This is a genomic window from Actinomadura rudentiformis, from assembly GCF_008923185.1.
Classification (GTDB): domain Bacteria; phylum Actinomycetota; class Actinomycetes; order Streptosporangiales; family Streptosporangiaceae; genus Spirillospora; species Spirillospora rudentiformis.
In genome coordinates this window covers 45299-71727 of record NZ_WBMT01000008.1, presented here as the reverse complement: position 1 = coordinate 71727, position 26429 = coordinate 45299, and the positions used below count along the sequence as shown (strand labels likewise).

The 26429-nt window shown below is 66.7% G+C and carries 17 protein-coding genes, 2 tRNA genes and 1 pseudogene; 13 read left to right on the top strand and 7 right to left on the bottom strand.

Translation table 11 applies throughout. The features are described from left to right. Positions 1 to 80 precede the first annotated feature (80 nt). Positions 81 to 2783, top strand: a complete 2703-nt coding sequence (locus F8566_RS17910) for an AAA family ATPase (protein ID WP_151561399.1) — start codon at positions 81 to 83, stop codon at positions 2781 to 2783. Beyond that, positions 2780 to 3319 (top strand): hypothetical protein, encoded by a 540-nt coding sequence (locus F8566_RS17905; protein WP_151561398.1) that lies wholly within the window; start codon positions 2780 to 2782, stop codon positions 3317 to 3319. The genes F8566_RS17910 and F8566_RS17905 overlap by 4 nt, the downstream gene beginning before the upstream one ends. Here F8566_RS17905 and F8566_RS17900 read toward each other — a convergent pair. Then, complete coding sequence (locus tag F8566_RS17900) at positions 3309 to 3716, bottom strand: PaaI family thioesterase (protein WP_264159344.1); 408 nt, start codon at positions 3714 to 3716, stop codon at positions 3309 to 3311. The two genes, F8566_RS17905 and F8566_RS17900, sit on opposite strands and share 11 nt — an antisense overlap. A 30-nt stretch (positions 3717 to 3746) precedes the next feature. Here F8566_RS17900 and F8566_RS17895 point away from each other — a divergent pair, with 30 nt between their 5' ends. Together F8566_RS17895 and F8566_RS17890 are read left to right on the top strand one after the other, a co-directional pair. Continuing rightward, positions 3747 to 5024 carry a cytochrome P450 gene (locus F8566_RS17895; RefSeq protein ID WP_151561396.1) on the top strand — a complete coding sequence of 426 codons (1278 nt, stop codon included), beginning with the start codon at positions 3747 to 3749 and terminating at the stop codon, positions 5022 to 5024. An 892-nt stretch (positions 5025 to 5916) separates the two neighbouring features. Further along, positions 5917 to 5989 (top strand) — tRNA-Lys (locus tag F8566_RS17890). A 181-nt stretch (positions 5990 to 6170) separates the two neighbouring features. On the opposite strand, the pseudogene F8566_RS52980 reads toward F8566_RS17890, so the two are convergent. Continuing rightward, positions 6171 to 6584: pseudogene (locus tag F8566_RS52980) on the bottom strand (tyrosine-type recombinase/integrase); the annotation flags it as partial. After that, positions 6551 to 6895, bottom strand: coding sequence for a tyrosine-type recombinase/integrase (locus F8566_RS17880; protein WP_151561395.1), 345 nt, complete (start codon positions 6893 to 6895; stop codon positions 6551 to 6553). The pseudogene F8566_RS52980 and the gene F8566_RS17880, both read right to left, overlap by 34 nt. A 580-nt stretch (positions 6896 to 7475) precedes the next feature. Here F8566_RS17880 and F8566_RS49900 point away from each other — a divergent pair. The 4 genes from F8566_RS49900 (at position 7476) to F8566_RS17865 (ending at position 14253) form a co-directional block, all read left to right on the top strand. Beyond that, a complete protein-coding gene (locus F8566_RS49900) occupies positions 7476 to 7619 on the top strand; it encodes a hypothetical protein (RefSeq protein ID WP_192809728.1) in 144 nt (47 codons plus the stop codon). A 722-nt stretch (positions 7620 to 8341) separates the two neighbouring features. Continuing rightward, positions 8342 to 9874: a hypothetical protein gene (locus F8566_RS17875; protein WP_151561394.1), complete on the top strand. Its 1533-nt coding sequence runs from the start codon at positions 8342 to 8344 to the stop codon at positions 9872 to 9874. Beyond that, on the top strand, positions 9867 to 10607 hold the full coding sequence (locus tag F8566_RS17870; protein WP_151561393.1) for an NUDIX hydrolase: 741 nt from the start codon (positions 9867 to 9869) through the stop codon (positions 10605 to 10607). The genes F8566_RS17875 and F8566_RS17870 overlap by 8 nt, the downstream gene beginning before the upstream one ends. Before the next feature lie 760 nt (positions 10608 to 11367). Next, positions 11368 to 14253 carry a hypothetical protein gene (locus F8566_RS17865; RefSeq protein ID WP_151561392.1) on the top strand — a complete coding sequence of 962 codons (2886 nt, stop codon included), beginning with the start codon at positions 11368 to 11370 and terminating at the stop codon, positions 14251 to 14253. 104 nt (positions 14254 to 14357) lie between these two features. Here F8566_RS17865 and F8566_RS17860 read toward each other — a convergent pair whose 3' ends face one another. Then, entirely contained in the window at positions 14358 to 15215 is an 858-nt protein-coding gene (locus F8566_RS17860) for a class I SAM-dependent methyltransferase (protein ID WP_151561391.1), read from the bottom strand. Positions 15216 to 15398: 183 nt separating this feature from the next. Here F8566_RS17860 and F8566_RS17855 point away from each other — a divergent pair, with 183 nt between their 5' ends. Beyond that, on the top strand, positions 15399 to 15962 hold the full coding sequence (locus tag F8566_RS17855; protein WP_151561390.1) for an OsmC family protein: 564 nt from the start codon (positions 15399 to 15401) through the stop codon (positions 15960 to 15962). Between the two features lie 4 nt (positions 15963 to 15966). After that, positions 15967 to 17199 (top strand): NAD(P)-binding domain-containing protein, encoded by a 1233-nt coding sequence (locus F8566_RS17850; RefSeq protein WP_225993287.1) that lies wholly within the window; start codon positions 15967 to 15969, stop codon positions 17197 to 17199. Positions 17200 to 17998: 799 nt separating this feature from the next. Here the strand turns inward: F8566_RS17850 and F8566_RS17845 are convergent. Further along, on the bottom strand, positions 17999 to 20494 hold the full coding sequence (locus F8566_RS17845; protein ID WP_151561389.1) for an ATP-binding protein: 2496 nt from the start codon (positions 20492 to 20494) through the stop codon (positions 17999 to 18001). Positions 20495 to 21388: 894 nt separating this feature from the next. On the opposite strand from F8566_RS17845, the gene F8566_RS17840 reads away from it, so the two are divergent. Both F8566_RS17840 and F8566_RS52975 read left to right on the top strand, forming a co-directional pair. Then, entirely contained in the window at positions 21389 to 23221 is a 1833-nt protein-coding gene (locus F8566_RS17840) for a WD40 repeat domain-containing serine/threonine protein kinase (RefSeq protein WP_151561388.1), read from the top strand. A gap of 30 nt (positions 23222 to 23251) precedes the next feature. Beyond that, a complete protein-coding gene (locus tag F8566_RS52975; protein WP_404800318.1) occupies positions 23252 to 23575 on the top strand; it encodes an SIMPL domain-containing protein in 324 nt (107 codons plus the stop codon). A 258-nt stretch (positions 23576 to 23833) separates the two neighbouring features. On the opposite strand, the gene F8566_RS17835 is transcribed toward F8566_RS52975, so the two are convergent. Beyond that, positions 23834 to 24196 (bottom strand): hypothetical protein, encoded by a 363-nt coding sequence (locus F8566_RS17835; protein WP_151561387.1) that lies wholly within the window; start codon positions 24194 to 24196, stop codon positions 23834 to 23836. A 783-nt stretch (positions 24197 to 24979) separates the two neighbouring features. Here F8566_RS17835 and F8566_RS17830 point away from each other — a divergent pair. Further along, a tRNA-Leu gene (locus tag F8566_RS17830) sits at positions 24980 to 25056 on the top strand. Between the two features lie 97 nt (positions 25057 to 25153). On the opposite strand, the gene F8566_RS17825 is transcribed toward F8566_RS17830, so the two are convergent. After that, positions 25154 to 26086 (bottom strand): ParB/RepB/Spo0J family partition protein, encoded by a 933-nt coding sequence (locus F8566_RS17825; RefSeq protein WP_192809726.1) that lies wholly within the window; start codon positions 26084 to 26086, stop codon positions 25154 to 25156. Positions 26087 to 26429 lie beyond the last annotated feature (343 nt).

The window sequence follows — 26429 nt, the reverse complement described above, 5'->3', positions numbered from 1 at the left end:
CGATGGTGAAGAAGGTATGAATCACGGGATACGGGCCGAATCCGTAAAGCTTCGGTAGTTGGCCCCGTAGTTTTGATGACGTGCTCTACGGACGTGAGACCGAGCAGATACAGCTCAACTTGATCATGAACGGGGCCCGGGCCGACCGGCGCAGTGGCGCCCTGGTGCTGCGCGGCGAGGCGGGCATCGGCAAGTCCGCTCTGCTCGAATGGGCGGCCGAGGACGCCGCCCGCACCGGTCCCGAGGTGACCGTGCTCCGCGCCACGGGATTCGAGAGTGAGAGCCACATCGCGTCCGCGGGCCTCCACCAGCTGCTGTGGCCCGTCCAAGAGCGGATCAACGACCTCCCCGCGCCCCAGGCGATGGCGCTCCGCCGTTCCCTGGGCATGTACGACTCGTTGGACACCGCCGAGGCCACGCCGACCGGCCTCGCCCAGGATCGTTTCCTCGGCGGCTTGGCCGTGCTGACCCTGTTGTCCTGCATGGCCGACGAGGGTCCGGTGCTCTGCCTGATCGATGACGCGCAGTGGCTCGACACCACGTCCGCCGAGACCTTGCTCTTCGCCGCTCGGCGGCTCGCCGCGGAGGGCGTGGTGATGTTGTTCGCCACGCGTGAGGACGGCTTCACCGGGACCGGACTCCCCGAGATGCAGCTGTCCCGGCTGAACCGCCAGGAGGCGGAACAGCTCCTGAACGGGCGGGACCTCGCCCCCACGACCCGCGACCGCGTGCTCATCGAGGCCGACGGCAACCCGCTGGCGCTGATCGAGTTCGGCTCGACTCCACATGCCGGGGCGCGCATCCCCTCGCCCCTCCCCGTCGCCGAACGCGTGACCGCCGCGTTCCGGGCGCAGATCGCGGCGCTGCCGGACAAGACCCGGCTCATGCTGCTGATCGCGTCCGCCGAGGGACGCGGTTACCTGCCCGCCACAGTCGGCGCAGGCGAGCTGCTAGGAGTCGAGCTCGCCGATCTGGAAGCGGCCGAGAGAGCTCGCCTGGTGGAGATCACCGGCACCTCGGTGAGGTTCCGGCATCCGCTGATCAGATCGGCGACCTACCAGGGCGCGTCCGCCGCCCGCCGCATCGAGGTCCACCGCGCGCTGGGCGAGAGCGCCGACGACCCGGACTGCCGCGCTCGCCACCGCGCCGCCGCGGCGATGGCGCCGGACGAGGACGTCGCCGCCGACCTGCAGGAGGCAGCCGAGCGCGCGCTGAACCGCACCGGCCACAACACGGCGGCCGCACTCTTCCAGCAATCAGCCGACCTGACCCCGGACCTCAACGTCCGCGCCCAGCGCCTGGGCTCTGCGGCCAACGCGTTCCTCCGCGCCGGAAGGTTCGCCGCCGCCGACGAACTGGCCGCGACAGCCGCGAAGTACGCCGAGGCTCCCGAAGAGCACGCCCGGCTCGCTCAGATCCAGGCAGCCGTCGAGTTCGAACGCGGCGAGCAGAGCACGGCCGCCCGCCTTCTGATCGACAACGCCCGCCACGCCGCCCCCGAAGACGTGCCAGGCATGCTCCGTACCGGCGCCACGTATGCCTGGAGCTGCGGCGACGTGGCCACGATCAAGCAGAGCGCCGAGCTCCTCCGGGCCGGCGGCCACGACGACAAGGCCGTCCGCGGCCTCGCCCACATCATCGACGGCGACTACGCCCGCGGCCTCCCGCTGCTCGCCCAACTGATCAAAGCAGGCCGCAACGCTCCTCTCCACGCCCCGGAAGAACGGCTGCACGCCATCACCTGCGGGCTGATCCTCGGCGACGACACGATCACCCTCGACCTGGCCGTCGCCGAAGCAGCCCGTCTCCGCCGAGACGGGCTGATCGGCGCTCTCCCGGACGCCCTGCAGGCACTCGCCCAGGTCCAGATCACCGCCGGCCGCCACCGCGACGCCGAGGCCACCGCCGCCGAAGCGATCACCATCGCCCGCGACACCGGCATGGCGGTACGGAAGAGCCGCATCAACGTCGTCCTCGCCCGCATCGCGGCGATCGAGGGAGACGAGGAACGCCTGCGGACCCTTACCGCCAATTCATCGGCCGCACCCGGCTGCGGCCTCGCCGACGTCGCCATCAGCCTTCTCGACATTGGCCTAGGCCGCTACGAAACGGCCCTCCGCCGCCTGGACGAGATCGCCGCCAACCCCCGCCGCCACACCTCGGCCAACCTCCTGGCCGCCGCCGACCAGGTAGAGGCAGCCGTACGCCTCGGCCAGCTCACCCGCTCCCAGGAGCCTCTAGAACGAGTCCAAGCCTGGGCCGACGCCGGCGGTCTAGCCTGGGTCCGCGCAGTGGCCTTCCGCTGCAACGCGCTGGTCTCCGACTCAGGCGAGGCATACGAAGAGGCCCTGCGCCTACACGAGGATGGCAGCCGCCCCTTCGAGCGTGCCCGTACCGAACTCCTCTATGGCGAATGGCTCCGCCGAGCCCGCCGCCGAGCCGACGCCCGCATCCCGCTCCGTTCCGCCCTGGAAATCTTTGACCGCCTAAAGGCCGCCCCCTGGGCCGACCGCGCCCGCTCCGAACTACGCGCGACCGGAGAATCGTCCACCACACCCGCATACGAACAAGCCGTGGCCCCCGACGTCCTAGACCGCCTGACCCCTCAGGAGCTCCAGGTAGTACGGCTAGCAGCCGACGGCATCAGCAGCCGCGAGATCGCCGCCCAGCTCTTCCTGAGCCCCCGCACGGTGGAGTACCACCTCTACAAGGCCTATCCCAAGCTAGGCGTAGCCTCCCGCAAGGAACTGCACAAACTCCACCTGGAACCAGCCGCCAAATGACCGTTCCCCTCTACCGGAACGTCTTCCTGCGGATGTTCGCTGTAGCGCCGGAGTCCGAGAGCGCCTCGCTGGCAGCCGCACTGGCGGCCGAATTGCAGCGGTACGGCAAGGTCCGCGTGCAGGAACATGGCCCGTACTGGAAGATCCCGGACAACCTGGAATTCACCGTGGACGTGACCCCATCCGGCCGGACCGGCGAGTGCGCCGCGTCATTGCGCTCTCGCGCCCCTGCCGGATGGGAAGGCACGAACCCGGGCGATGACGTCTGGACCAGCCGAGTCGGCGAGGTGTTCCTGCACCCGGCCGTCGAGTGGGTCAACATGGTCGTCACTGAGGCGCCGACATTGCCACGCTTCGCGCCAGGCGAGACCGTCCGCATCCTCGACTCGCCACCCGCCCGCGAGCACGACGTCGTGGACGCCTTGGCTGAGGTTCACGGTGCCAGCCCCGGCACGCCCCGATGGCGCTACACCCTCATGCCGTTCGGCCAGGACTGGACGATCGAGCTCTCCGAGTCGGAGCTCGTCACCCCATGATCGCGTAGACGGTCGTGGCGTGCGCCGCCACCTCGGCATCACCGTCGCCCGTCATCGTGATGTCGGCGAACGCCAGCGTCCGGCCGAGCTTGGTGAGCCGAGCCGTCACCAGAAGATCCTTGGCCAGCATCGGTCGCTGGAACGTCGTGGACTGCTGCACCGTGGTCATCGGAACGAACCCGTCCCGCGCCACGGAGACCGCGATCACCGTGGCGGTGTCGGCCGCCGCCATCATGGCCTGACCGCTCAGAGCGCCGCCCTCCCGGGCCAGCCGTTCCGACCAGGGCAGTCGTAGCGTGGCCTGGCGTTCCCCCAGCGCCTCAACACTCAGCCCCAGGTCAAGCACCCAGGGCGCGAAGTTGTCCTTCAGGATCTTGTCGCCGTCCGCAGGCTGCATCGTCACCCCGTCATGATGCACGCTGAGAGCATGCTTGAGGAGATCTTCCTGCCCGCCACCTACGCCACAGGCATTCCCTACGACACCTTCCGACGACTCCGCGCAAAATCTCCCGTCTGCTGGATCCCCGAGCCCGCCGTCGGCGCCTGGCCCGCGGGCCCCGGCTACTGGGCGGTGTTCCGGCACGCCGACGTCAAACACGTCCTGCGTTCGCCCGAGCTCTTCTCCTCCAACCTGGGCGCCACCCAGATCCGTGACCCCGACACCCCAGCCGACCTGCACTTCGTCCAATCAATGATGCTCAACCAAGACCCGCCCGACCATTCCCGCCTGCGCCGCATCGTCGCCGCCGCGTTCACCCCCCGCGCCGTACGAGCCCTGGAAACCACAATCGAAGACCGAGCCCGCTCCCTCATCGAATCCGCCCTCAACCAGGACGTCGACTTCGTAGAAATAGCAGCCGACCTCCCCGTATGGACGCTGGCCAAAATCATGGGAGTCCCCGACGAGGACCGCCGCCTCCTCTACGACTGGGCTTCCCGCGTCATCGGCTACCAGGACGCCGAATACTCCAACCTGGCCTCCGACACCTCAGCCCTTTCCCCCATGGCCCGCGAGGCTCTGACCCACCGTCCCGCCTCAACCCGCCCCGATGGCCGCCCGATGAACCCCCGCTCCCGAGCGGCCCTGGCCGACATGTTCGCCTACGCGCACGCCCTGGCCGAGTCGAAACAACCCACCGACGACGTGATGTCCCACATGCTCTCCGGCGGCCTGACAGGCGCCGAGTTCGAGAACATGTTCTTCCTCTTCGCCGTAGCCGGAAACGAGACGCTCCGCAACGGCATCCCCGGAGGCCTACTCACTCTCCTAGAAAACCCAGACCAACTGACCCTGCTCCGCCGCAACCCAGACCTCCTCCCCTCAGCGATCGAAGAGATGCTCCGCTACTGGCCCCCGGTCATGGACTTCCGCCGCACCGCCACCCAAGACCTGGAGCTCTCCGGCCAAAAGATCAAAAGGGGCGACAAGGTGGTCGTCTACCACGCCTCCGCCAACCGCGACGAGACCGTCTTCGAGTCCCCCGACACGTTCGACATCACCCGCACCCCCAACGACCACGTGAGCTTCGGCTTCGGCCCCCACTTCTGCCTAGGCGCCCACCTGGCCCGCACCCAGATGCGCGCGATCTTCAAGAACCTCCTCCCCCTGGAGATCCACCAGACCGGCGCCCCCACCCGCCTGGTCTCCAACTTCCAGAACGGCCTAAAACACCTCCCCCTCCGCCTAACCCCAGCGCCTCACTAACAAGCAAGCAGCCACTGTTTCGACGCGGCACTTCCGACCCACCCCTGAGTCCAGCCTGAGCCATTCGTCCAAGCACCACTGACCTCGCCCCATACCAGCCGCTGCAACTGGACCCGGCTGCGCGCCCGGGAGTTCAGCACCATCCCCGCAAGCGAGCTCCGCCCTACGGTCCGCAAGCCCGACAAACACCCCAGAACGACCGTTGCGCCCACGGCTGCCGACGGCCCTCCATGTTCTTGAGCCACCCCCCGTACGGCGACTCGCTCCCCGGCCCTGCGCATAGCGGTATCCAGCGCGACCAGCCAATCCTTCACGAAGGTCATGTGGTAGCACGTGGGAGAAAGATCGACTGACCGTGAACACGGCACGAACGCCCAGCCCACCTGATGCGTTCGTATGGGGACGACAACACCTGGTCTCACCAGGCTCGCCCGGAACCGAAGCACGAAGGAGACGGGCCGAGTGCGGCTCGGTGGCACGAAGCCCACTCGTCAAGACTGCCCAGAGAATGAAACGCCCGCCCTCCCGGAGGAGAGCGGGCGTTCCTGCCGGCTGGGCTTCCCCACCCGCCGACGATCACATGCTATCGATGTTGCGGCACGAAGGGCGCGCAACTGCCAGGAGGTCTTGCGGCGCAAGTGGGGTCTTCGCCAGCGGCTCGTTCAGGGCGGCCGCTCTCCACGGCAGCGGGTTAGTCGACCAGGATGGTCGCCACCGCAGACATGGCTCTCCGACGGTCCAGGGGCGCTGCCGGGCGTTTACTGATGTGCAGGGAGCTAGTGGTGCCCTCTACACTCAGAGCCAGCCCAAACGGGCCGGAGTCCTAAGCCGTCTCGCCCATGTACGATCGGGCACGGTCGCCGCTGATGGAGGAAACCGCAGGTCAACTCGAGGGTCGCTAGCTCAATTGGCAGAGCTCCGGACTTTTAATCCGTAGGTTGTGGGTTCGAGTCCCACGCGACCCACCGTTATGCAGGTCCGTGACCTGGGCTTCCTCGGGGCTCTGGAATCCGCGGGTTGGACCCCCAGCGCCCGAAGGGGACTCATCCGTCCGGGAGTCCCCGACCGCGCCGGCACGGGGATGATCGCCGCGGCGACCTCAGCGGCTTGCCGGGCAGCGTCTGGGAGCACCAAGGTGTAGGTGTCGTTCGAGATCGTGATCGACGAGTGCCTCAGCAGATTCTGTACAAGTTTCCTGTCCGCCCCGCCGGCGAGAAGCAGCGTGGCCGCTCCGTGCCGGAGGTCGTGCAGCCGGATCGGCGGTAGGCCCGCCTCGAACGCCAGTCGCTCGAACGTCTGGAAGGCGGTGTCGGGGTGGAGCGCCTCGCCGTTCTCCCGCATGAACACCTTGCCGGAGTCGACCCACGCCCCATCCCACGCGAGTTGTTCTTCCTTCTGCTGCTTCCGCCACACGCAGGACGGCGACGGGGTGGAGTCGAGCGCGATGGTGTCCTCACTGGCGTCGCTCTTGGGTGAGCCCCCTTCGAGCTCGGCGTAATAGATCGTCACCCGCAGCGTGCGGACCGTCAGTCCTGCGCGTCCAGGTTGACGTCCGACCATTCCAGCCTGGCGACCTCACTTCGACGGAGACCGGTGACCGCGACCAGGTGGCACATCGCGTACAGCCGGTGGTGGTGCGCCCGGTCCAGGAAGGTGCCGGTCTGAGCGGGCGTCCACACCATCACTCGGGACGGCATCGGCATCGACAACCAGATCTTGAAGACGTTCACCGGCCGCGTGCCAGCGACCGCACGGGCGGCTTCGACCTCCCGTTCGAACTTCAGACGCCAGGCCCGGACACGTTCGTCGTTCCACACGAGGGCCTTGGGCCACTTGTCGGGGTCGAACTCCACCAGCTTGGCAACGTTCACCGTGACGAGCCCCTGCCGATGCGCAGCAGTCAGCGCTACCCGAAGCGTCGCCCGGATCCGCTGCATCGTGGCCGGCCCACCTGCCGCCGATGCGTGGGCACCTAGGCCAGCTCAGCGCGAGCCTTCGCGTGGGCTTCCTTGTCACCGGCTCACCAGACCTGCCGCGCCTCCTCACACAGACGCCTGCGGTCATCAGTCGCGGCATTGCCCGGCGATCTCGGCCTCTACCCCGCGGCGCATCCTGGCCGCCAACAAACCCTGGCAGGACCGGTCCTGGGGGTGTTAATCCGCGCCACTGACTTTCGCCGCCAGAGGGAGCTGCATCCTGGGCCTGTACGCACGCGCCTGGCAGGGCGTACGGCTGCGCAAAGACGAGGATGGGGGCTCGACCTCCACCCAGGCCCGTTGCCGCCGCCCCACACTGCCCGGCGCCTGCCGCGCGCGATGCCGTCGAGCACGAGTACGACCGCGGCGTGGCCGTGGCCTGCGTGGCCGCCTACGACGTCCATCGGGCCCAGGTGATCGGGCTCTGCTCCGAAAGCACCAGGATCGATCCGTTCATGGAACTGGCGAGGAGGTCATGAACAAGACGCTTTCGGCCCACAGGGTGTACTGGGCCGTCGACAACGGCTTCTTCCACCGCGGGCAGGCGGCGACCGGCCGGCTGACCAAGCGCTATTCGCACGCAGTCATGTCCACACACCCGGTGCACGCCTCCTGCTGAACCAAGTGGAGATCCTCTTCTCCACCATGCAGCGCAAGGTCGTGTACCCAACGGCTTCACCGACATCGACCGACCGTCCGGCCGTTCCAATGGAGGTTCACCACAACCGACCTGCAGGACCTACTCTCCCGAATCAAGCGACACGAGCAGACAGAACCCGACTCCAACACCGGCATCAGCCCGCACTGCCAACCGCAGCCTGAAACACCCCGGAAGGACTTGGGGACCAGACCGCTCAGTCACGCCACTACGCCTGGCTCAAGCTCGCGCTAGGTCCGTTCTTTATAGGTCATTGATTCGATGCCGCAGGTTTAGGACGTCCGAATTTCGGTGGCATCGGTCACTCTTCTTGGCTAAACAACCCTTACCTGGAGCCTTGATACTTCCATCAAAACCTTGTCCACTGCATGAACATTTTCATCGTCGGCGCCGGGTCTCAGTATCACAGCGTGATCGCGGGACGCGTTGTTCATCGAACATGGCGAGGCCCTGGTAGGCGAGTCGGTCAACTGTCCTGCATCGCTCAACACCGCGAATCCAGGCTGCCACACGACGACGAAAAACACTCACCATATTGGCCGCCTGCAGTCACGTCAATCACACCAGGACAACCAAGGTCCAGACCAACTTGATGCAATCTCTTGTCTCCATTGAATCGCCGTGATACCTAGAACCACATGGATTAAATCGCCGATCTGACGCGGGCCACAGTGTGGTGGTCAATGCGTCTGACGCAGGAGGAGAAGAGATCGATGGTGGGTACGGTGAGTGGAGACTTCCGGAAGATCGATAATTCCGATCTGGAGCCAATCGCCGTGGTGGCGCAGTGTCTCGACAACCAGTGGGTTCCACGGGAGCTGCTGACGAAAATGATTAAGCAGGGGTGGTCCCTCAATCACCGCAAGGTGGTTGACCGCCGCAGGAGTGCCTCGCGCCATGAATATCTCCGGTCCATTCTCAACGCGCAGCAGGTCATCGTCAACCGAGCCTTCTTCTACAACAATCCCGTCGTCTACCAGGACTTCCTCCGTGACGGCAGGCCGCAGGAAGCATTCCGAAATCTGCTCGACCAGTCTGTGATCATCCCCTATCTCTACAACGAGACCAGTCCGATAGAGGAACAGGAGTTTACGACCCAGCCTGAGGGATGGCAGGCATGGCTGCGTGTTGCCGGCGAAACCAGGAGCAGTTGCCTCCGCCTGTCCTGGGATAACGACGACGACAACGCTGCCTATACCCGCGAATACCTCAACCGCCCCTTCCGTCGCTTCCTGATGTCAATGGCGGATTTGGAAGAGGAGGGTTTGATGCAGGATTTCGGACTCGACGAAGAGGGCGCTTCTCAACTCAAGAGCCGACTCCGGGAAGTCTCTGCCTGGGCGGTGTACAATGCATCGACCCGAGAAGAATTTTACCGAGAGTTCGTCGTCGCCGAGGGGACAAAGCCAGCAGACGGCTGCTTCGACAAGACAAAGCAGTTCGCCGGTCAGATCAAGCAGCTTGCGGACCTCCGATACAATAGCAATCTTGCGGATGCCGTTGATCGCTATCCGATGACGCCGGTCGATTCGCTTCACCGCACCGCCCTCCAGGAAGGCCGTGTAGGCCGCCCTCCAGTTCCAGGCGCAGAACAAGAGGAATTCCTCAATGTGCTACTGCGCAGGCAGGCTTTTGCCCTCATGCAGGGAGCCTTGGACGTCGGACTTACCGGGCTCGACCTGCACCACGTGCAACAGGCAAGAACGTCCGACGAGTGGACGGCCTACACAACAAGCCTCACATCGCTCATCAATTCGCCCGAGGAATTCGAGAATCTCGGACAGGATGTCTACAACAAATACATTGCTCTCGCCACTACACTCAGCTCGATTGTTGGCGATCGGCGTGTAGATACGGTGGATCGGTGGGAGCCGATCATCAGAGTCAGTGTGGAGACGATCGGTGCGGTCATTTCTGTTGTCTTCGACACGGAGCCATATGTGGAGGTGATCGGCGAAGTGGCCCAAGCCGTTGCTGCCCGAGCGTCCACCGCCGTAGTCCGCTTTGCCGTGGTCGGCCGGGACCAGCGGCGTGCCGACACTCAACTCGGAACGAGCGTAGACCTGATGCGAATCCGGTTCGACAGAACCGAGCGGGATTGGAAGAGACTGATAGGCGGATTGGGCCAGGCCGGTTATCCCGTGCTGGAACAGGCCCGTCGATCCGAGGTGGACGCCAATCTCGACATGCCCGAAAAGAGCGAGGACAATGAATGAGTCAGGGCGGAGAAGGCGATACGACGCCCTGCGTAAGCGATGGCCGGAGCTGTTCGCCAATCCGGCCGAATCTGGATTTACGATCCTTGTCGAGCCTTCCCTGGTGGCTTCGGCTGAAGCAGAAGAAGCAGCCCGCCTGAGCTCCAGAGGTCTGCCGGCGGCGTGGAGCAGCACCGGTGTGGTGTACGAAGATCCTTATTTGATCGTCGTCCGCGACGCCGTGCGCCGTCCGGACGGCCGTCTTGGCACATATGTACGAACGCTGCCTGCGAGCGGCGCTGCCGGTGCTGTCGTGCTTCCCATCCTCGACGGACAGATCGTACTGGTGCGTCACTTCCGCCATGCAACCCGGACGTGGCAACTCGAGGCGCCACGCGGGTTCGGCGAACCCGGTATGAGCATGGTCGATCTGGCCCGTCAGGAACTGCGCGAGGAAATTGGCGCGGACAGCGGCAGCCTTGTCAGCGTGGGCAGATTTCGCACCAATAGCGGGATGGCAGTCGATTCGGTGGAACTCTTTGTGGCTGAGATCGACGAGCTGGGACAACCACAAACAGATGAGGGTATCAGTGGCATTGAGCTACATTCCCCGAACAAGGTCACTGAGATGATCCGCACCGACATGATAGACGATTCCTTTACGATTGGTATATTTACTCGTGCGTGGCTGAACGGTCACTTGCCTGGCCTGCCCGCCCTGGGACGCCCAAACGGAGGCTCCAGCGAATCGTGATCGATGAATACATTGAATTGGGGGGTCATGTCGTTTCCTGCGCGAGAGGCCGTATCCCATGCGTCGAACCGACGACGTCGGGCCCGCCGGTCATAGCCAGGAGGAACATCGGACGGATTCAGTCCGTCGACCACACTGAGTTGTGATCTCACTCCCTGTCCTGACCGTTGACGAGTGATCATGTGCCTCACAGCTCTGGACCGGGTTGCAGTTTGGGTTGCGGTCCAGTGAGCCTTTTTCGCGTTGTGGTCAGGAGACCGCGGGTCACGTGGTGATCGCGGGCGGTATGTCGGGCCTGGAACGTGGAGAAGCCCCTGGCAGGAGAGGTGATCACCACAACCTCCACCTCCGCCTAGAGGCTTCGCATGCTGTTGTTCGTGCTTCGCTGCCGTTGTCGCGTTCGACCCTGAAGTACGTGACCGGCGTGATCCGCCGGCACCGCACCGGCCTGGGTGGCAAGACCAGGGGCACTGCCGCCGGGCAGCCAGGCAGTGATGGTGCTCAGCGAACCCCTTGACGTATGTAAGTGCGGGCGGTGTTCGGGGACAGCGGCGCGGAAACGGCCGCCGAGTCCGCGGGCGACCGGATCGGCATCGAGTCGGTGGGGCGCGCGAATCGTTGCCCTCCGCCAGTGCGGCGACGGCATCGTTTGCGACGGCTGGCCGCATTGCCCCGGTTTGCACTCTGCCGGAACCGATCGCTCGGGTAGGCCGTCGCAGGGTTTCATGGTCATTTCAGGAGATCAGGGACGGGGCACGGGATGACTCAGTTTCCGCAGTTGCCGGCACCGGCGGACCTTGCCGCTGCCGGGCCTAAGGGCGCCAAGAAGATGCTGACCAAGGCAGCGGCCCCGTTGCCCGCCGCCGAGCTGGCGCCGTTCTTCGAGCAGGCCTGCCGGGAGCTGGTGCGGGCTGGGGAGAGTGAGCTTGCGTTCTGGGCGTTCGGGCAGGCGCGCAAGGTCGAAAAGGATCATCCCGCGCTGCTCGACCTCGATCGGGTGCAGGACGTCTTTCTTGAGCTGGTGCCTGCGGGTGGGGTCGGGCCGGCCGCGCTGCGCGACTATGCCAAGACGCTCGCGGCGGAGTTGCCAGGTGAGGAGGCGCACGGGCGGTTCCGTGAAGTGATCTGCGCGGGGTTCGATGCCGGGCTCATCCCGTACGCCCGGATCTTCCCTGACCTGCGCACGCTGGCTCGGGCCGCGAAGATCAAGAAGCGGGACGAGGAGGCGTTCCTGGCCGAGCGGCTGCTCCGTGCCGGCCTCATGCCCATCGCGTCCCACCAGGTTTGGGCGGCCGCCCGTGAGCCGCTCGCCGCGGTGGCCGGACGCGACGAGGAGCTGATGAAGCTGCTGATCGCCGCCGAACCCGACCGCATCCGGCACGAGGAGGAGAGCGGCGAGGAGGTCGCTGAGGAGATCCGGCAGATGTGGCTGGAATCCTTGGCCGAGAGCGGGGCGGGGGCGCACCTGTCGGCGCAGTGGTTCGGCGTCACAGGACGGGGTTGCGCGGCCGCAGTGCTGCTGAAACTCGTCGATCAGGCGGGGAGTCGGCTGTTCCCGCGGGGCGAAGTGGTGTTCGGCGAGGAAACGGACCCGGCGCTTCCGCCTCCTGACTACCGGCACATCATCCCCCGGAAGGAGATCACCACCGACTCGCCCCGCTGGTGGGGTCCGGGCTTCGACGCGGGGCAGCAGGCTGCGGAGGTGGCATCCGGGCCAGAAGGACGCGAGCGTTTTGCCAGTCTGCTGGACGCGTTCGTCCGCGACCTGGGGTATTTCGGCAACGTCGACTACGCGGCCACGGTGAAAGCGCTCTGGGGCCTGCCGGAGACCCGGGAGGTGCTGAGCAAAGCCGTCGACGCCTGGAAGGCCGACGCAGGTCGCTCTGACCTTCCCTTCATGTACAACGCCTTGCACCAGTTGGTGCGGCTCTTCAGCAGCGGCGGCTTCCTCGACCTGGAGCCCGGCGTCGCCGAGGGGCTCGAACCTGCCGACCCCGTGGACGCCCTGCTGGCGGCCCTGCGCGGTGGCATTCCCGCCGAATTGGCAGTGCCCGGCAATGGGTCACCGCACAAGTCTCCGAAATCAGGCCGGACGATCGTCCAGCACCTCGGATACCTCACCATCACGGACCGGTCGTCCTGGAACACTTCCGCGTCCGTCCTCGGCGACGGCGACCTGTCGGTGAGGCTTCCCCGACTGCCTGATGGGTTGCTGCCCTGGTACGACGGCAAGACCGGCCTCCTGTCACGAATCCAGGACGGCGTCTGGCAGACGTTCCGGGTCGAGGGACGAACGGGCCAGACCGTCGCGTTGACCCTGGACCCCGACACCGCTACCGCACGGCCCGAGGCGCCAGGAGCCTCCGAGGTGACGTTCCCGGGCGCCGCCGGGCCGAGCGAGATCCGGTTGAGCCGCGGTGCGATCACAGTCACCGCCCCCGATGGGACCCGGACGGCCCGGCTGCTCTTCTCGCCCATCATGAGCACGAAGGGCGGGCTCGTGCCGCCGCCCGGCTGGTGGCCGCGGCGGGAACCGGTGGACCCGGACGGGTCGGCGGCGCTGCGACGTCTCGACCGCGAACGTGCGACGCGCCTGCTGGAGGCGACGCTGACCGGACCGCGCGCGGCCACCGACGCGCTGGAGGCCGTGCTGCCCGAGGTGACCGCGCCGGCTCTGCGCGACGGCGTCCTCGAAGCGGCCCGTACGGCCGTCGAGTGTCTCCTCCTGGCCATCGACCTGCGCGACCGGATCGGCCGCCCCCAGCCTCCAGCACTGCCCGCGCTGGTCTCACCGGCCTCCGGCCTTCCCTTCGCGCGCACCACGGCGCGAACGAGGTGGCTCGTACGCCAACGGCTTGTGGCACGCGCGCTGGAGTCGGCGACAACCGACGAGCCCACAACCGACAAGCCTTACCTGGTACGGACGGCCTCCCTGCCATTCGGCGGTCACGTGGGCGTCGACCTGAGCACCCTGGCGGGCTACGCGCTCCCGGCCGTCCTGCCGTGGACTTCTGACACACTGCGCGAAGGCATCCTCGACGTCCTGCGCCTCTGGGCCAACGCTCCGATCGGCGACGGCACGGGAGCCTGCCGCATAGTGAGCCTCACTCCGGCAGGTGGCGAGGGGCAGTCCAGCGCCGAACGCCAGATGGTCGACAGGCAACTGGAGAAGGCGGCGCCCGGGGAGCTCTGGCGTACCCCCAACGGCGCCCTGCTGATCTTGAACTACCAGCGACATGACCGGACCGCGACGGCCGTGGAGTACTCGCCCGGCGGAACGTTCGACCCGATCGAGCCACCCGGCTGGCAGGCGGCTCGGGCGCCCATTCCCTGCTGGGGCAACGCCGACCGCGTCGTCCGGCTCATCCAGTTGCTGACCGATCGCGGCCCCGCAACGATCGATGCCGCCGCTACCGTTAACAACCTGGCTGAACGTGCGGGCCTCGGGGTGGCGGACGCCGTCGAGATCTGCAGGTTCCCCGCTGAGGTCCTGGACGACGACATTCCCACGACCGGCGCCACACTCTCCTATTCCATGCGGGACGCGGTGAGGGAACGCCTGATGCCCGACGATCCGGCCGACCTTTGGATCACCGGCCTCGCTGTGGACGCGGCAGCCGATTGGTGGCGCACCCACGGCGAATGACTGTCTCCTTCGAGAAGAACCGTTCAGCGGCACAGAAGGTCAGCGGCACGAGATGCAACGCCTCGTGCCGCTGACCTAGCCCCGGCGAATCCCGGCAGGCCGTTCTAGACGGAGTTGGCCTGCTCGCTAAGAGCCGGTGGCTTTTGGGCTATTACGAAGCGGTGGTCGTTGCGGAAGCGGTAGATGCCGTTCTCGTCGCGGCAGGGCTCGATGGCGGCGAGGACGTCCCGCCTGACTGCGGCAGGGTCCCCGTGGCGCAGGGCGGGTACGGCGGGGCCGGTGCTCGCCAGGGCCCGCCAGGCGATGTCGGGGTCGGGCCACTCGATGGTCGAGACGCGCCGTCCTTGCTCCAAGACATCGAACCCGGCGTGGCCGAGCATCTCCTCGGCCACGCCGGGGAAAGCGATGTCGTTGAGGCGCTTCATCGATGTGAGGTGCTCGTTGGGAGCGTGACCGGCGAGGACCTTGAAGCATGGCCGCAGGTCGAGGGGAGGGCCGACGCCCCAGAAGCTGATGCCGAGCAGCCCGCCCGGCCGCAACACCCGCAGGGCCTCGGCCAGAGCCGGCTCGCAGCCGCCCCAGATCCCGTTGACGGAGATCGCGGCGTCGAAGCTCCCGTTCTCCCAGGGAAGCTCGAACATGGAGCCCACCCGCAGGTCGGCGCCGGGATTACGGGCCCGCGCCACCTCGATCAGCGCCGCGGCGGCGTCAATTCCCGACACGGTCGCGCCGGCGGCCCGTGCGTGCTGGACGGCCATGCCCGCTCCGCAGGCGATGTCGAGCAACTCCACTCCGGACCCGGCGCCGACCTTCGGAAACATCGCGGTGAGCACCTCGAACGAATAGTGCTCGAACAAGCACGCCCAGTCGGCGGCCCGGTGCCCCCACGCATCCCCGGCGGCACGCCAGGCGTCGGGATCGGGCCGGTGGGCGACGGTGGCTGTGTCGATCGTGTCTGTCATGGGCAGCAGAGTCCGTCGGCCCGGCGCCGATGTCCTGAAGACGACGTGGAGATCTCCTGGAGCGAATCTCCACGCCCTCGTCACACGGTCTCCAAGTTCGCGGCGTCGGCGTGCCCGATGGTCGTGACGTGGTCCCCGTACCGAGCCAACGGACGGATCACGCGATGCGAAGGAGAGAGATCGATGAACACAATCGGAACGCAGGATGTCGGCAACGGCGTCAACGTCCAGGCATTGCTGGACGCTCGTCAGGCGCTCACCGCCGCTCCTGAGGCCGCCCGTTTCCAATGGCGGGCCCAGTGCCAGTGGGTGAACGGCACCCACAGCCGCACCACGGTGCACGGATTCGCCGGCCTCGGTGAGGAGCACACGCACCGCGCCCCGTTCGTCTTCGACGGCGACCATCCGGAGGTCTTCGCCTCACAGGACAACGGGGCCACCCCGGTGGAGATCCTCCTGGTCGCCCTCGCCGGTTGCCTCACCGCCGGCGTCGCAACGGTCGCCGCCCGCCGAGGCGTACGGTTGCACTCGGTCAAGGCGTCCGTGAGCGGCGACATGGACCTGCAGGGCATCCTCGGGATCGACGCCGACGTGCGCAACGGATTCACCGGCATCCACGTGGCCTACGAGATCGACGCCGACGCGCCCCCGTCCGACATCGAGGCCATCGTCGCCCAATCCCAGAAGCGCTCAGCCGTGTTCGACATCGTCACCAACCCCACCGCGGTGACAGTCGAGGTCGCCTGATCCAGTGGAGATCCCTGTCGTCATCATCGGCGCGGGTCAGGCCGGTCTGGCGATGAGCCGGTGCCTGACCGATCGTTCGGTGGAACATGTCGTCCTTGAGCGCGGGACCGTCGCGCACGCCTGGCGCACCGAACGCTGGGATTCGCTCCGGCTCCTCACACCCAACTGGATGAGTCGCCTGCCGGGTCACCGGTATGACGGGGACGACCCGGACGGCTACATGTCCGCAGCCGAGACCGCGGGCTTTCTGGAGTCCTACGGACGATCGTTCGCGGCGCCCGTCCGCGCTCACACCACAGTGACCGCGGTGCTGCCCACTCCGGACGGGTCCCTGGTCGAGACCGACCAGGGACCCTGGCGGTGCCGGTCGGTCGTGCTGGCCACTGGCGCGGCCGGTGCCCCGCACGTCCCCGCCGTCAGCGCCGCGCTACCGGCGGCGATCCGGCAGATCACGACGCTGGAATACCGCAATCCGGATCAGCTGGGCGCGGGCGGGGTCCTGGTGGTCGGCGCGTCCGCCTCGGGCGTTCAGATCGCCGACGAGCTGCGGCGCGCCGGCCGCGCGGTCACGATCGCGGCCGGTGAGCACATCCGCCTCCCCCGCACCTACCGAGGCCGTGACATCCACTGGTGGATGGACGCCATCGGCCAGCTCGACGAGCGCTACGACCAGGTCGACGACCTCTCCCGTGCGCGGCGGCTGCCGTCGCTCCAGCTGGTGGGAACGATCGAGCGCCGTACCCTCGACCTGAACGCGCTGGCCGCCGCCGGTGTCCAGGTAACGGGTCGCCTGGTGGGCGTGTCGCGAGGGCGGGCGCAGTTCTCGGGCTCGCTGGCCAACCTGGTGGCGAGCGCCGACCTCAAGCTGCACCGGCTCCTCGACCGCATCGACGAGCACGTCGCGGCGTACGGTTTCAAAGAGGAGGTCGGCGCCCCCGACCGGCCGGAGCCGACGAGGATCGCGCCGGCACCGACCGAGATCGAGCTGTCGCGTTTCTCGACCGTTGTGTGGGCGACCGGATATCGCCCTCGCTACCCGCGGCTGGACGCCTCGGTGTTCGACCGCCGCGGACGTATCCGCCATGACGGTGGTGTGGTCGAGGCGCCCGGTATGTACGTGCTCGGTTTGCCGTTCCTGCGCCGCCGCAAATCCAGCTTCATCGACGGCGTCGGCCCCGACGCCCACGACCTGTGCGCCCACCTCGTCCGCCGCCTATCCAGAAGGCAGGCCGCATGAACCGCCCGCCGCCCCGCACCGCCCGCCGCTTTAGGTCGCCCGCGCAGCTCTGCATCGTCTGCGGTTGGGCCGTCTGCGGCTCTGCGCCATCTGCGGCTCTGCGCCATCTGCGGCTCTGCGCCATCTGCGGCTCTGCGCCATCTGCGGCTTTAGGCCGCCCGCAGCGTTGCGCCATCCGCAGTGTTGCGCCGTCCGCAGCGTTGCACCCGCAGCGTTGCGCCATCCGCGGCTTTAGGCCGTCCGCGTGGATTTGCGCCGTCCGTGGGTTTGCACCGTCCGCGGCTCTGCGCCATCTGCGGCTCTGGTTCGTCCGCGGCGTTGCGCCGTCCGCGTGGATTTGCGCCATCTGCGGCTCTGTGCCATCTGCGGCTTTGGGCCGTCCGCGTGGATTTGCGCCGTCCGTGGATTTGCACCGTCCGTGGCGTTGCGCCGTCCGCGGTTGTGCGGCGCCCGCGCGGTTCTGGTCCGTCCGTGGATTTGCACCGTCCGTGGCGTTGCGCCGTCCGCGGTTGTGCGGCGCCCGCGCGGTTCTGGTCCGTCCGTGGCGTTGCGCCTTCCGCGGCTCTGCGCCATCTGCGGCTCTGCGCCGTCCGTGGCTTAGGCCGTCCGCACGGCGTTGCGCCATCCGCGGCTTTAGGCCGTCCGTGGCATTGCGCCATCCGCGCGGCTTTGCTCCGTCTGCGGCTCCGCTCCGTCCGCGGTTTGGGCCGTCCGTCTGCGGTCTTGGGCCGTCTGCGGCTTGGCGGTACCGCCGAGGGGGAGGTCCCGAGCCGGTTCGGGAATCAGTCGGTCGCTGGAATCAGTCGGTTGCGGCCGAGCGCATCCACGCGCGGGCCTCGGCACCGATCTCCTCCAGCGTCCTGGTCGCCAGCGGGGGTTCCGCGCTGACGCCGACGACCTCGCGGATGCGGCGGTAGGCACAGGTGACCTGGAAACTTTGTGTCGAACGCGGGGAGTCCCGTACGGCCCTGACCCACCGTGCCGCCCGCTCGTCGTCGCCGACCCGGTGGGCGAGAACGGCTGCCGGCACGAGAAGGTCGGGCAGGCTGTCTTGACCTGCCTGGGACAGCCGGGTGTGCACGGCGTCGGTGAGCGCCGCCGCGCCGGCGCGGTCTCCGCAGGAGGCCAGGACCGCGGCGCCGAGTACCTGGTTGGCCCACATCGGTTCGTCCCGGGACGGCAACGACAGCAGCAGGTCGAACCACGGCGCGCAGAGCGCCGGACGGTGGACCACCTGGCAGGCCACCAAGCCGGTGATGGCCACGAAGACCTCCTGCCGTGGCCCTCCCCGGTACGGCGTGTCGCCGATGACCGCCCCGGCCTGCTCGATCGCCTCGTCGAAGCGCCGCATCCAAGCAAGGTGGAAGGCGCGGTAGGAGGCGGCCAGGTTCTGGGCGGGGACGTCCTCCGCCTGCGCGGCAAGTGCGCCGGCTTCCTCGGTCATCTCCACGGCCCGACCGGGATCGGTGAACACCACCGACCACGAGTGATGGACGAGGGCCACGGCCAGCAGGCTCGGGTCTCCACACGATCTCGCGGCGCGCACCGCGGCCGCGCCGTGGGCCGCGATCAGTTCGGGGGCGCGGGTGGCCATGCCTGCGAACACGCCCGTGAGGTGGAGCCGGGCGGTAAGCGCCGGGTCGTCGATGCGCTCGAGTAGTTCGTCGATGACGGGCAGAACGTCGGCGGCGCGGGCGCCGGAGTCGCAGTGCATCACCAGCCCGGTGCCACACAGCAGCAGCGCCGCTTCCTCACGCCGGTCGTCGTCCAGCAGATGACGGACCCCGGCTCGCACGTCGTCGTAGTGCCGGGCGCACCACTCGGCGACTTCGAAGTCGAAGAGGTGAACGTGCAGAGAACGGCCGATCCGGTCGAGGCACCACTGGGCGTGCCGGGCCGAATGCCGATGGGAGTCGGTCTCGCGCCGGGCGAACAGCCTGACCGTCTCCAGGAGGCGGAGCCGTCCGCCGTCGGATGAGGCGGCCACGACCAGCGATCGATCGATCAGCTGCGTCAACGTCCGCGCGGCCACGCCCGCGGGGAGCTCGGGGCACAACTGTTCGACGTCGATGAGGTCGAACGGCCCGGGAAAAGCCGCCAGCTGTCCGAGCAGTTCCCGCTCTCCCCCGTCGAGCATGGCCCAGGTTCCTTCAAGGACCGAGGTGAGGCTGGCATGCCGGTCGTGTCCGGGAGGGCGGCGCGTCTGGAGCAGCTCGAAGCGCTGGTCGAGGCGTTCGGCGACCTCGGCGGGGTGCAGCACGCGCAGCTGGGCAGCGGCGAGCTCGATGGCCAGGGGCAATCCGTCGAGGTCGCGGCAGATCCGCTGAGCGACCGGTAGATCACGGTCGTGCAGCGCCGCCCCGAACCGTTCGGCGGCCGAGCGGAACAACTCGACCGCGGGCGCTGACACTGCGCCAGAGTCCAGTGGCTCGACGTGAACACGACGCTCGTCCAGCACATTGAGGGGTTCCCTGCTGGTCACCAAGAAGTGCGGGCGGGCGGTGTGCTCGAGCAGATGATCGACCGTGGCCGCCACCTCGTCGCGCACGTGCTCGCAGTTGTCGAGGACGAACAGCGCCGCGCGGTTCGCCACGAGCCGGGCCAGCTGTCGCCGGGGATCCCCGGCGCCCAGAGCCAAGCCCGCGGCACGGGCGATGGTCGTCTCGACCGTGTGCTCGTCGCTGGCGGGAACGAGATCGACGAACCACACGCCGTCGGGGAAGTGGTCGAGCGCCAAGCGCCCGGTGGCACAGGCCAGCCTCGTCTTGCCCGCGCCGCCGATCCCCAACAGTGAGACCAAGCGCCAGCGCGCCACGAGCGCAGACAGCGCGGCGATCCTCTCCGCACGGCCGAACAGCGGCGTGCGCTCGGCCGGCAGGTTGTGCGGCACCGACCTCGACGCGGGTACGTCCTCCACGTGCGGACGACCACCATCGCCCACCGGGTCCTCGGCGAGCGTGACCGCGGCCGCGGCCTCGGCGGCCTCGGCAGGCGTGACGGCAGCGGTGAAGCGGTAGCCTCGGCCGTGCACGGTCCGGACGAATCGCTGGCTTCGGCCATCGTCCCCGAGTGCCCGGCGGACGTGTTTGATCCGGGTGGTCAGCGCCGACTCACTCACGAAACGGTCGCCCCATACCTGATCAAGGAGCTCTTCCTTCGGCACCACCCGATCACGGTGCCGGACCAGATAGACCAAAACATCGAAGACCTGGGGCTCCAATGGCACGGGCCGCCCGTTGCGCAGGAGTTCGAATGTGGTCTCATCGAGGAGGAATCCCTCGAAAGAAAACCTCACACCGCTCACTATCGCACACCCCCGAACACGGCTCGGGTCGCAAATATGGCAGGCAAGGGTGACGCAGCCAAGGGTTCAGCACAGGCCGCGCGGGGCGGGTTCGAGCAACCTGCCCACACGAAACGACTGACCACTGACCGCCGCCTGGTCACACGCCTTGCTCCCTACACCGATCAACACGTGCCCGATCTGGGCCTGCATTGCAGCCGCACACGTTCGAGCTGCGCCTACGCGTGATGAACGCACCAAACCCGCAGGTGTTCTGGGGCCGCGCCGGACGGCGAGCGGCGCGGGCCGCGGACGGTGAGCGGCGGACTGCGAGCGGCGCGGACGGCGAGTCGGGTTCTTCCTTGGTTGGCTCACTCTGGCCACTGCGTTCCGCGATGACACTCATCGACCGCCCAAACGATGAGGCCCGCGATGCCTGCGTTCGGCTGGCGATACTCCTCAACCAGACCTCACCTAGCCAGCGCTGACGCTTTGCCGCTGGATCGGTTGCGACGGCGCGGGGGCGACGACATTCCCCTGACGGGGCGATCCTGGCCCAAAGAAAGATCGCCGCGAGGGACGCTTATTACTGGCTAGTTCTCAGCTAATGGTGAACGTTAAACCTCATAAGAGACAGCCCTAATAGGCCCAACCACTCGATGGTTGTCGATTCAACTTATAACTTGTGGCAACCCTTGGGGCCGACACGCTGGAGGTTTAGAAGGATGCTGTGCGGTTTGGGATCAAGTGGGACACATGGCCCTTGATCCACGGCAACAATGGAGGCATGCACGTGCATATGCATGTTCCAAACACCTTGCAGATGCACACCCTTGCGGGCATGATGGCTGGACAACAAGTTGACTACTCATAGTTCTACGTCTCGGGCCGTGGAGTCGCTGATCAATGGAACCAGGACTACTGCTTGCCCGTCGTTATCGACTGGTCAAGCACCTTGGACATGGAGGCGCAGCAGAGATCTGGGAAGCCGTCGACCTGCGACTCAAGCGGCCTGTTGCGGTGAAATTCCTGCACGAACATCACCACGCCAATCCGGTGGCGATGACACGATTCCGCCGTGAAGCGGAGATCACGGCTGGGCTCCAGCATCCCGGGGTCACCGCGGTTTTCGATATCGATGAATTCGAGCGGCGCGTATTCCTGGTCATGGAGCTCCTGAAAGGCTCCGACCTGCGTCAAGTGCTTGACGAGCACCCTCATGGGCTCCCCATCGAACAAGTGCTGGCGCTGGCCGTGCAGATCAGCGATGCCCTGACCGCGGCTCACGCGGCCGGAATCGTGCACCGCGATATCAAACCCGGGAACCTGTTTCTCCTCCAAGACGGCCGAGTGAAGATCTGCGACTTCGGTATGGCTCACCTCGCGGACGCCACCAAGATCACGCAGACCGATGGTTTCGCCGGAGGCACTCCGCTTTACATGGCCCCAGAACAGTTCAAGGGCCATCCAACAGATCGCCGCACAGACCTTTATGCCTTCGGCTGCGTGCTCTACGCACTGGTCACCGGCGTACCGCCGTTCCGCGCGGACACGTGTGCGGCCGCGATCATGTATCAGCACCTTCAACAGAGCCCTCCCGCCCCGCAGACCCTGCGCGCCGATTGCCCCACCTGGTTGGACCGTCTGATCACCGAACTCATGGCCAAGGCGCCCGACGACCGCCCTGCCACCGCGTCCGTCGTCACCTCGAGGCTTCACTCCACCAGCGGCCATGACCGTTACCAGCCTCGCCACCGCAGGCAATCGCCTTCACCCTTCGCAAACCTCACCAGCGGCATCACCTGCGTGGCGTTCAGCCGGGACGGACGCACGCTGGCAAGCGGCGGCTTCGACGCACAAGTCCGCCTATGGGAGGTCCACACTGGCCGCACCCTCATGACGCTCAACGGGCACACCAGCGCGATCATCTTCCTGGCGTTCAGCCCTGACGGACGAACGCTGGTCAGTGCCGGAGCCGGTGACGACCGCACCCTCCGTCTCTGGGATACGCAGACAGGCGAGAACACCACGACGTTCGGCGGCTACACCGACGACATCACCTGTGCAGCGATCAGCCGAGATGGCCGGACCGTCGCCACCGGGGGTTACGACGCCAAGGTTCACCTGTCGGACGTCCGCTCCGGCCGCGCCACCATGACGTTCAGCGGCCACACCGGCCCGGTCACGTGCCTGGCGTTCAGCCGGGACGGACATACCGTGGTCAGCGCCGCAGCCGGTGACGACCACACCCTCAGTCTCTGGGACACCCGGACGCGACAGAACATCACAACGCTCCACGGCCACACCGGCCCGGTCACCTGCGTGGCCATCAGCCCGGACGGGAACACCGTGGCCGCGAGCGGGAGCGACGATCGCGCCATCCGGCTCTGGCAGCTCGACCAACGCCGGCCCACTGCCGCCCTGAAGGGTCACACAAGCGAAATCCTCTCCCTGGAATTCAGCCCCAATGGGCATCTGCTGGCCAGCAGCAGCCGCGACACCACCGTGCGACTCTGGCCTCTTCACTCCCAGCACCCCGGAGAGATCTTCACCGGCCACACGCACACCGCCTACGCGGCAGCGTTCAGCCCGGATGGACGAACCCTCGCCAGCGGCGGACGCGACGGCGCCCTTTGGCTGTGGCAAGTCAACCCCGGCATAATTTCAGCCAATCTTCGGAATTGCTCGGTCGATAACAGAAAGAAATCGACGCCGGGTGGGAGCGTGCCGTGGGCGTAACCCCGAGGGCGTAGCCCCGTACACGCCGTACTGCCCACCGCCCACCGCCCACCGCCCACCGCGGCTGGCCATCGCGTACAGACGCAGCTAATACCTCCGCCATGCCGCGCCGAGCCCGCACTCCGGGCGAACGCCCGTCGGGTTGCGGTCGCGGCGGTGCGGGCCAGGGCCGAGCCTCATTCCGTGGCAGCCGGGGTCAAGCTGGGCAAGGTGCTGCACATCGAGGACGTGGATCCCGAACGGCTGAAGATCTACAGCCACGGTGCCGTACTCGACCACGGCGTGGACAAGGACTTCGCCCCGGAGCGGGTCGTGGTCACAGCGGCGGTGGCCGCGGGGTTCGCCATCGAGTGAAGTATCCCGGGCTGCGGGCCTGGTAGGAGAGTGCCAACGCCGTGCATCGCGGCGCCCGGACCCTGCACGACACCGTCGTCGGCATTGCAACCGCGCCCGCTGGCTGAATGACCGTGGCCATGCAACCCGTCGGCCAGTGTGATGCGACCATGGATTGCGGAACCGGGTCGAGTACTGCCACTGAGCCGGACCGAGAAACCGGGGCCCATCTCCTGAGAGAGATGGACCCCGGCTGATTTTCCGGCCGAGGGGGAGCGATCAGCCGTTGCCGTTGTTGTACCGGAACAGGACCTCGAAGTCCTTGAATCCCTGCCTGCCGCAGGTGACGTACTCTTTGCTTCTCGTGGAGTTGTTGAGGGTGCCGAAATTATCGCTGTAGAAAGCGCCGTTGTTGCAGGTCAGCTGGACCGCGATGTATTCCTTCGGGACGGTCGTTCCCGAGCACTTGACGTTGAAGGCCTGATTCCTTACCACCGTCGACTCGGTGATGGTGCAGGTGGCATTGCCCGATGGCGATGTGACTGTTCCGGCCGCGGCCGCACCGAACGCACTCCCTTGCGCCGCGCCGGTAATGGCGACGGCAAGGCCGGCGATGGCGAGGCACTTCCTGACGATGGTCACCGAATATCTCCCGTTCTTCCCTGGTGGATTTCCAGCGACCGTATCGCCAAGATCATCTAGTGGATCTTACGATCCACTTACGTGGTGGAGGACCGGATCAGAGCGCCATGTGATCTGTGACGCGGCATCCGTGTCGCCGGGATCCGGACGGAGAACGTCGGCGACATCGCCCGGGCCATCGACCTCATGCCCCAGTGGTGCTCACGCCCTTGACCTGCGACTCCGCCGCAGTGCGAGTGGCGATCTCCACCCGGCGCTTGTCAACTGAACAGGCAGATTCGGCTTGTCCCAAATTGGCAATCTGGCCACGATCCCACCTGCGAATCACCGCCGGGATGTATCAGCGGACGTGGCCAGCGGCTCTTACAGGTACACCGCCTGTCCAGGGGGCGGACAGATCGCTGGGGAGAACGCTCTTGCAGACGAACGACGTGCAGGTCACAAGCCCAGGCCCGTACAGGACGGCATGCCGAACGATCAGTGTGGACACGTTCGGCGGCACGGGATGCACCTTCCGGCCCGGCCGGAGACGCCTACCGATTCACGCGGTGATCGGCTGTGCGGGCCCCTTCCCTCGGGCTCCGGGTCCGCCGCGTCCGTAGGATGCCGCTCCGCCCTCCATAGGCGACCCAGAGTGATGACAATGCTCCCTGGATTCTTTCATGAGCGGGCATTGTCCAACAACACCTCGTGAGCCTCGTGGCCTGCCCCTTTCCGGCCATCGACTGGGCGGCTAAATGGTTATTCCAGAACGGACCATGTGGTTTATCATTGGCTTATCAAGCCCCCTTAGCCCAATCGGCAGAGGCGGTCCCCTTAAAAGGGACTAGGTGTCGGTTCAAATCCGACGGGGGGTACCAATGGCCTAGCCCGCCGCGATGGTCGCGGCGGGCTCTCGGTTGGCGGTTTGCGTCCAACTGAAGGGTTTGGACACTTGGACGTTCCGCCGAGCCGGCTTCAGCGTTTGAGGTTGTTGCGTTCGATCAGCGAGGCGAACTCCAGCCATTTACGCGCAGTGTCGCGGGCCAGGCGGGCGACTGATTCCACGGAGTGCGGGGGGACGCTTTCGGCCAGCTTGTTCCAGTCCTCTGCCCGGAGCGTGTGGGCGTTCAGGAGCCGCAGAAGGTCACGGCCGTTCTCGTTGAAGCGCAGGGCCGGGTCGGCCCTCAAACGTTCCAAAACAGCCGCGGACGGGGGCGCCGGACTTCTGGGGCGCTGAGTCAGCTGGGTGCCGAGCTGCTTCGAACGCCGGGGCAACGGGTCCTCGCCGCGCGACAGCCGTTTCTTTACGTCCCGGACCGTCTCCGGAGAGATGCCTGCCGCCTGGGCCACCTGGCGTAGCGAGAGGGCGGGGTCCTTGGTGATGAGCTCCTGGGCGAGCCGCCGCCCCTCGGTCACGTCGGTCGAACGAATGCGGCCGTCCAGCCCGATCCGGCCGGACGTGGATGCGGGGGCGGCGGTCTTGCGTATCTCGGCGACCGTGCGCGCCGAGATGCCGGTGACCGAGGCGATCATGCGGTCGGACCACTGGGGGTGCGAGACGATCACGCGTTCGGCGGCGTGCTTGCGGTCCGCCAGGGAGAGCGGGAGACCATGCGCGATGTTCGATTTCACCGCCAGGACGAAGGCGTCCTCCTCCGGGCCGTCGAAGAATCTGACTGCGATCTTCTGATGTCCCTGGAGCTTCGCGGCAAGGAGGCGGTGCATGCCGTCCACGACGCGCATGGTGGGGCGGTGCACGATGATCGGTGGAAGCTGCGCCTGGGAGGCGACCAGGGTCTGCACGTGCGCGAGATCCTCGCCGGCGAGCCGCGGCGAACCGCCGGTCGACAGCGAACTGATCTGTACTTCTTCCACTGCATGCGGATCGAGGTGACCTGGTACGTACAAGTCAACTCCACGGCATTTGAATCGCGCCTCTCGGCAGATGAGCAAAGACAGCGGGGGTTGTCAGGAGCGGGGCAATTCATCGTCCGTTAATGACCTGCGGGGGAGCTCATGGCCCAGGAGTCGGCAATCACCGATTGCCCGGCCTCTTTCGTGTTCGATGTTATTCGATACCTGTTGGCATCACAGATCATCGGCCGGATGCGGTCACTTTAGAAGGTTTGGGAACTTTGAATTTCACGATTCATCCGAGGTAATTGTTGCTCACGCGCTGAGCATGCCCGGTGATATTTCCCGTCGAGCTCGCCGAGGGTGGCGATCACACGTTTGACCACGGCGGGCCAGG

Bases quoted from the DNA above. Each gene is read 5' to 3' on its own strand.
- F8566_RS17905 (WP_151561398.1), top strand. From the start codon at position 2,780: ATGACCGTTCCCCTCTACCGGAACGTCTTCCTGCGGATGTTCGCTGTA.
- F8566_RS17900 (WP_264159344.1), bottom strand. From the start codon at position 3,716: ATGCAGCCTGCGGACGGCGACAAGATCCTGAAGGACAACTTCGCGCCC.
- F8566_RS17895 (WP_151561396.1), top strand. From the start codon at position 3,747: ATGCTTGAGGAGATCTTCCTGCCCGCCACCTACGCCACAGGCATTCCC.
- F8566_RS49900 (WP_192809728.1), top strand. From the start codon at position 7,476: ATGAACAAGACGCTTTCGGCCCACAGGGTGTACTGGGCCGTCGACAAC.
- F8566_RS17875 (WP_151561394.1), top strand. From the start codon at position 8,342: ATGCGTCTGACGCAGGAGGAGAAGAGATCGATGGTGGGTACGGTGAGT.
- F8566_RS17870 (WP_151561393.1), top strand. From the start codon at position 9,867: ATGAATGAGTCAGGGCGGAGAAGGCGATACGACGCCCTGCGTAAGCGA.
- F8566_RS17865 (WP_151561392.1), top strand. From the start codon at position 11,368: ATGACTCAGTTTCCGCAGTTGCCGGCACCGGCGGACCTTGCCGCTGCC.
- F8566_RS17860 (WP_151561391.1), bottom strand. From the start codon at position 15,215: ATGACAGACACGATCGACACAGCCACCGTCGCCCACCGGCCCGATCCC.
- F8566_RS17855 (WP_151561390.1), top strand. From the start codon at position 15,399: ATGAACACAATCGGAACGCAGGATGTCGGCAACGGCGTCAACGTCCAG.
- F8566_RS17840 (WP_151561388.1), top strand. From the start codon at position 21,389: ATGGAACCAGGACTACTGCTTGCCCGTCGTTATCGACTGGTCAAGCAC.